General features: G+C 35.0%; 6 protein-coding genes and 1 riboswitch. Of the genes, 3 read left to right on the top strand and 3 right to left on the bottom strand.

The features are described from left to right. The first annotated feature begins 35 nt into the window (after positions 1 to 35). The gene (gene guaA, locus ACFVT8_RS23040) at positions 36 to 1,589 is read left to right on the top strand and encodes a glutamine-hydrolyzing GMP synthase (RefSeq protein WP_387085927.1); all 1,554 of its coding nucleotides are present in this window, start codon (positions 36 to 38) and stop codon (positions 1,587 to 1,589) included. A gap of 48 nt (positions 1,590 to 1,637) precedes the next feature. Here guaA and ACFVT8_RS23045 read toward each other — a convergent pair whose 3' ends face one another. From ACFVT8_RS23045 to ACFVT8_RS23055, 3 genes are read right to left on the bottom strand one after another with little or no spacing between them, the layout of a single operon-like run. Further along, a complete protein-coding gene (locus ACFVT8_RS23045) occupies positions 1,638 to 2,180 on the bottom strand; it encodes a DUF7010 family protein (RefSeq protein ID WP_387085930.1) in 543 nt (180 codons plus the stop codon). A 10-nt stretch (positions 2,181 to 2,190) separates the two neighbouring features. Then, a complete protein-coding gene (locus tag ACFVT8_RS23050) occupies positions 2,191 to 2,607 on the bottom strand; it encodes a hypothetical protein (RefSeq protein ID WP_387085933.1) in 417 nt (138 codons plus the stop codon). Continuing rightward, entirely contained in the window at positions 2,604 to 3,044 is a 441-nt protein-coding gene (locus ACFVT8_RS23055) for a LytTR family DNA-binding domain-containing protein (protein ID WP_387085936.1), read from the bottom strand. Before ACFVT8_RS23055 ends, ACFVT8_RS23050 begins: the two co-directional genes overlap by 4 nt. Positions 3,045 to 3,438: 394 nt before the next feature. Between ACFVT8_RS23055 and ACFVT8_RS23060 the strand changes: the two genes are divergently transcribed. After that, positions 3,439 to 4,107, top strand: a complete 669-nt coding sequence (locus tag ACFVT8_RS23060) for an MOSC domain-containing protein (protein ID WP_387085939.1) — start codon at positions 3,439 to 3,441, stop codon at positions 4,105 to 4,107. A gap of 354 nt (positions 4,108 to 4,461) precedes the next feature. Beyond that, positions 4,462 to 4,563, top strand: a riboswitch (purine riboswitch). A gap of 132 nt (positions 4,564 to 4,695) precedes the next feature. After that, positions 4,696 to 6,000: an NCS2 family permease gene (locus tag ACFVT8_RS23065; RefSeq protein ID WP_100546114.1), complete on the top strand. Its 1,305-nt coding sequence runs from the start codon at positions 4,696 to 4,698 to the stop codon at positions 5,998 to 6,000. Positions 6,001 to 6,556: the final 556 nt, after the last annotated feature.

Consider the following 6,556-nt stretch of genomic DNA (forward strand, 5'->3'; position numbering starts at 1 on the left):
AAGCTCCTTTAAAAATAGTAGAAGAGGTGGAAATTTTGTCAGCAAGCCCTTTATTAAAAGAGCAAGAAAAAGTCGTTGTTCTTGATTTCGGTAGCCAATTTAACCAATTGATTACGCGTCGTATCCGTGAATTTGGTGTTTTCAGTGAGTTACATCCTCATACGATTACAGCAGAAGAAATTAAAGGTATGAACGCAGCAGGTATTATCTTTTCGGGTGGTCCAAACTCAGTTTATGACGAAAATGCCTTTCATGTAGACCCAGCTATTTTCGAATTAGGTTTACCTATCCTAGGTATTTGCTATGGTATGCAATTAATGGCACATACGCAAGGTGGTAAAGTTGAAGGTGCTGAAACACGTGAATATGGTAAAGCAGAAATTAAAGTAACAGCTCCAAACAAGTTATTCGGTAACTTACCAACTGAACAAATCGTTTGGATGAGCCACGGTGACCATGTAACAGAAGTACCTGCTGGTTTTGAAGTAATCGCAACAAGTGCTGCTTGCCCAATCTCAGCAATGGCAAATGTAGAACGTAAACTATATGCAGTACAATTCCACCCAGAAGTACGTCACTCTGTATATGGTAACGACTTATTACGTCAGTTCGTATTCGATATTTGTGGAGCAAAAGGTGATTGGTCAATGGCAAACTTCATTGAACTTGAAATCGCAAAAATCCGCGAAATAGTAGGTGACAAAAAAGTATTATGTGCACTTTCTGGCGGTGTAGACTCATCAGTTGTTGCTGTCCTAATTCATAAAGCAATCGGCGACCAACTAACTTGTATGTTCGTTGACCACAACTTAAACCGTAAAGGTGAAGTTGAGCAAGTTATGAAAACATTCACAGAAGACTTTGACATGAATCTTATTAAAATTGATGCACGTCAACGTTTCATGGATAAACTTGCGGGCGTTTCTGATCCAGAGCAAAAACGTAAAATTATCGGTAACGAATTTATTTACGTATTCGATGAAGAAGCAGCTAAACTTGAAGGAATGGACTTCCTAGCACAAGGTACGCTTTACACAGATATCATTGAATCTGGAACTTCAACTGCACAAACTATTAAATCTCACCATAACGTTGGTGGTCTTCCTGAAGACATGCAATTCCAATTAATTGAGCCACTTAACACATTATTTAAAGACGAAGTGCGCGCACTAGGATTAGAGCTTGGCCTTGACGAAAAAATCGTTTGGCGTCAACCATTCCCAGGCCCAGGTCTAGGTATCCGTGTACTTGGCGAAGTAACAGAAGAAAAACTAGAAATCGTACGCGAATCTGATTTCATTCTACGTGAGGAAATCGCAAAAGCTGGCCTTGATCGCGACATCTGGCAATACTTCACGGTATTACCTGATATCCGTTCAGTTGGCGTAATGGGCGATGCACGTACGTATGACTACGCAATCGGTATCCGTGCCGTTACATCTATCGACGGTATGACTTCTGACTGGGCACGTATTCCTTGGGATGTATTAGAGAAAATCTCTGTCCGCCTAGTAAACGAAGTAAAACACGTAAACCGCGTGCTGTACGATATTACATCTAAGCCACCTGCAACTATCGAGTGGGAATAATCCCCCTCATTTGATTTCAAATAAAAAGCTAGTCTGATTTTTTTCAGACTAGCTTTTAATTTCCTTTTTTAGCATTAAAAATAAGAAAAGTACACCCATTTCTACGATAAGCGGGACAAAAATAATATTTAAATTGAAGAAAATTATACTTATCAAAATAGCTATACAAATAAACATTGAACTATATCGATAACTTTTTGATTGATAAAAGAATGAGTAGGGTAACAAATGTGCACCGTAAATAATTGCATATACAGGTAAGACCCACATAGGTGCTTTAAGTAATAGAAGAATACAAATAATTAAATATAAAATTTGATTGTTTGTTGCAATCAATAGTCCATTAATTAATGGATTTTCTTTATAAAGTAAATCAACATTTAATATTTTGGCACAAAGAGTTGAAACAGGAAACAGCAATGCACCACAAGATAAAATACCGATATTTTTAATCATTAAATCTAAAGGTAGCAATGCAATTACTGTGATAACTCCCCAAATAAATATTGAGGCCATTATAAAAGGAAGCCCCTTCTTTTGTTTCTGAGCAATATCATTTAATAGTACTTGTAAGCTAGTATTGAGGTTCATTTCAGTCTCCTTAATTTTCAAGCGATCTATTCAAACTATCCGCTATTTTTTTATTTTCATATTTTGAGAAAAAATAAAATCCGATGATATGACCAATCAACGTTATTACTAAAATTAGCAATAAATAAGGTTTGATAATTTCAAATACTTTCAGTGAAAAAAGATATACACTTCCTATGCCACAGAAAAAATTCAAAAAAGTACTAATAGTAATTTTAGGTGCTACTTTTAAAGTTGAGTAGTTCCACAAATATGGATAAGCTACACCAAAAACAATCCCCATCAGAACGCTAATACCAATTAAATTCCAAATATAAAGAAAGTTGACTATTTCTTCGTGAAGATTAAAAATAGTAATTAAAAAAACAATCCAGATCAATCCCAAAAATGAAACGTAAAAAAAACTATTTTTTAAGTCTTTTATCATATCAATTTCTCCTTAATAGATTTTGCATAATGTCTACTGACAATATACTTATTTTGTTGTTTTGTAATAACTTCCAATCTAGCGTGACTTCCAGAAGCAAATGAGCGTATTTGATTCAAATTCAAAATCATCGAATTATTGATTCGAACCAATCCGAATGATTCCAAGTAAGATAATTCTTTTAAAATCTTATTCAGCAATAGCTCTGTACCATTTATTAAAAAGATTTTGGTGAAATGACCAGATGCTTCAATTGCCTCGATGTCATTGAGTTCAATCATAACCTGACGATTTGTTTTGAAATCTGTTGCGCTTAATGTTATAGATTGAAAAAAATGCTGTTCAATTGTCGAAAGCAATTCTTTATTCGATGGATTACTGATAATCTCAATTTCAGAAGATGATTGATTGTTATTCCAAATGTAGTTGAATTTCATGTGGATCTCCTTTCTATTTTAAGCGTAGCAACACTTCTCAAAACTTACGATGATTTTTCGTTTTGTTGCAAAATAAATAGGTTTTGTTACATTGCTTTCAGCAAAATGTCTTTTTACCGAAAGTGTAGCGGCAAGTACAGAAATCTCCTGCTTCTATAGCTGGGAAGATGAATGCGGATTTAAGTTACTTTTCAACGGATGTGTAAAACCCGCTGATAGAATTAAAATAACTGTATATTTTTATGGAATTAGGAGTTGAGAAGTAGAGGATGTTAAGCTGCAATATATTACAGTTCTTGAAATTCTTTCTTTAAGAATAATACTTTCGAAGCGTTAGGTATAGTAAACTAATGAATATAAATAGGACTCTATGTCGTTGTTTAGGGGGATGGAAATGGAAAACAATATTGCGATGATTCATACACTAGCTATTGGTATGCCGAAAGAATTACATTATAGTAATGAGCGCTCAATGATAACAGGGATTGAAAAACGAAAAGTACAAGAAGTTTATTTATCCGCTCGTGGATTTGAAGGAGACGATGTAGCAGATAAAAAACATCATGGTGGTCCTGACCGTGCCGTTTGTTTATATCCTGCGGAACATTACATACAATGGGAACAGGAACTTGGTAAACCGTTACCGACAGCAGCATTCGGTGAAAACTTAACAGTAACGAATATGTTGGAAGCTGATATTTGTATTGGCGATATTTATAAAATAGGTGATGCAGTCATCCAAATTACCCAAGGACGTGTACCGTGTAGTACGATTGATAAATATACTGAGGCGAACATCTTACTCAAACGTTTAATTGAAACAGGTTATACGGGCTTCCTTGCTCGGGTACTGGAAGAAGGGACAATCTGTGCAGATTCAACAATTGAATTAATGGAAAAGCACCCTGCGCGTATATCAGTTTTACATTGCAACGATGTGTACTTTAAAAATAAAGACGCACTTGCGATGAAACGTATACAAGCAGTTGATGCATTAGCAGAAGATTGGAAACAAAAATTAGAAAAAAGAATTCAACTCTTGCAAAGTAAAGTGATGAATTAAACATATGTTGATCAAGGGTGCTTTCCCTGTAATCGTTGTAAGCAATTATGCCTCGGCATAATTGCGTCCGGAATCGGCTTTGTACTTAGTCCAGCCATGTTTTTTTGTGCGAAAGCGAATCGTTTTTTTGCTTTCGCCACAGAAAATAATTGCTGAAAGAAGTTAAAATCCTCTAGAATTCGAATGGATCCTAGAGGATTTTTTATTTTAAAACGTTCAGTCCTGACCTATTTATGCAACGATTTTTTTGAAATATGAACATTAATTAAGAAATTTACACGAACTTTCGTGTAATATTTATAAAAAATGTTCGGAAATAGGGTTGAAATCTGAAAAGTGAAATGATATATTACGATTGTAAATTAAATATGTCGTCGTATAATGTCGGGGATAAGGCCCGTGAGTTTCTACCAAGTTACCGTAAATAACTTGACTACGATTTTAGTTATATATACCAATGTATAGACACTAATGAATTTCACACAATAATCGTGGTGAAATATATCGTAGACATGCGACTAGTAGAGTAGTCAGTGTGTCTTTTTTGTTTTCGATATTGAAGACGACCATACGGAGGATTTCTTTAAAATGAAAAAGTATTTCATGTTCGATGAATTAGGAACTAATTATCGCCGCGAAATAATAGGTGGTATTACTACATTCCTTGCTATGGCTTACATTTTAGCTGTTAACCCTGGTATGTTAGAAAACGCAGGAATGGATAAAGGTGCTGTATTCGTAGCTACAGCATTAGCAGCTACAGTGGGTTCTCTGATTATGGGTATATTCGCTAAATTCCCAATTTCCCTTGCTCCTGGTATGGGCTTAAACGCATTCTTTGCCTTCACTGTAGTTGGAGCTTACGGTATTCCTTGGCAGACAGGTTTAACAGGCGTATTCTTCTCAGGTGTTATCTTTATCATTCTTTCATTAACGGGTATTCGTGAAACAGTAATTAATGCAATTCCAGTTCAACTTAAATATGCGGTTTCAGCTGGTATTGGTTTATTTATAACATTTGTTGGTTTACAAGGAGCAGGCATTATAACAGATAGCCCAGCTACATTGGTGACATTAGGGACGTTCACTGGTTCAACTTTACTAGCAGTATTCGGAATCGTCCTTTCAATTATTCTTATTATTAAACTACGTAGTATTGGTATTTTCTTAGGGATGGTTATAACAGCAATTGTAGGTATGATTACAGGTGTGATTGAGCCTCCTACAGCAGTTGTTTCAGCAATTCCAAGTGTGGATTCTACATTTATGGTAGCTTTAGATCCGATTTTCCATGACTTCGGTTCATTATTAAACGTTAAATTTTTAGTAGTTGTATTAACATTCTTGTTTGTAGATTTCTTTGATACAGCAGGTACTTTAATGGCAGTTGCAACACAAGCAGGATTAGTAAAAGATAATAAATTACCACGTGCAAGTCGTGCATTGATGGCTGATGCTCTTGCAACGACAATTGGTTCCTTATTTGGTACATCAACAACTACAGCATATGTAGAGTCAACTTCGGGTGTAGCAGCAGGTGCTCGTTCAGGTTTCTCTGCTGTAGTAACGGCAATACTATTCCTGGTAGCATTATTCTTCTCACCATTACTTGCTGTGGTGACTCCAGCAGTAACAGCGCCAGCTCTAGTAATTGTAGGTGTTCTGATGGTATCTTCATTACGTTTAATTGATTGGGATAAATTTGAGATTGCAGTACCAGCTTTCTTTACAGTAATTATGATGCCTCTTGGTTACTCAATCGCTACTGGTATTGCAATAGGCTTTGTATTCTATCCAATAACAATGCTTTTAGCGGGTCGTAAAAAAGAAATTCACCCTATGATGTACGGATTATTTTTTGTCTTCCTTGCATATTTTATCTGGGTACGCTAATTATAAATACACAATTTGAAGAAAAACAGCACCTTAATTGTTAGAAAACGAAACTAACAATTGAGGTGCTTTTCTTATTAGAGAATTTATGGTTAGTGAAAAAGGGAAGAAACTAATGTGAGATATCAGGGGATTTGAAATATGTGATTAAAGTGATGTTCTTACCAGAGGTGTTGTAGATGATAAGTTGATATAAATACTATAGAAGAAACTCTTTATTAATTAATTAGAATAGTTTTTCTTTAATAAATCTCTTGCAAACTTAATATTAAGGTGATATATTTATAAACGTTGTTACGAAACAAACGACAACTTAAAAAAATACTAACATAGATGATTGACATAGAGTTAACACTATGTTAAAGTATAGAAAGTCACTTAAATATGACAAACTAATGAACCTTGAAAACTGAACAAGCAAAACGTAATCAACAAAGTTTTTAGTAGCTAACCTTGAGTTAGTGAACGAAACAAAATTTTGGACATCAAACATGATGCCAGCAAAACAATTTGAGCTAATCAAATTTCTTTTATGGAGAGTTTGATCCTGGCTCAG

Origin of the sequence: Lysinibacillus sp. NPDC058147, assembly GCF_042884205.1 — a bacterium.
Lineage (GTDB): Bacteria > Bacillota > Bacilli > Bacillales_A > Planococcaceae > Lysinibacillus.

Bases quoted from the DNA above. Each gene is read 5' to 3' on its own strand.
- ACFVT8_RS23045 (WP_387085930.1), bottom strand. From the start codon at position 2,180: ATGAACCTCAATACTAGCTTACAAGTACTATTAAATGATATTGCTCAG.
- ACFVT8_RS23050 (WP_387085933.1), bottom strand. From the start codon at position 2,607: ATGATAAAAGACTTAAAAAATAGTTTTTTTTACGTTTCATTTTTGGGA.
- ACFVT8_RS23055 (WP_387085936.1), bottom strand. From the start codon at position 3,044: ATGAAATTCAACTACATTTGGAATAACAATCAATCATCTTCTGAAATT.
- ACFVT8_RS23060 (WP_387085939.1), top strand. From the start codon at position 3,439: ATGGAAAACAATATTGCGATGATTCATACACTAGCTATTGGTATGCCG.
- ACFVT8_RS23065 (WP_100546114.1), top strand. From the start codon at position 4,696: ATGAAAAAGTATTTCATGTTCGATGAATTAGGAACTAATTATCGCCGC.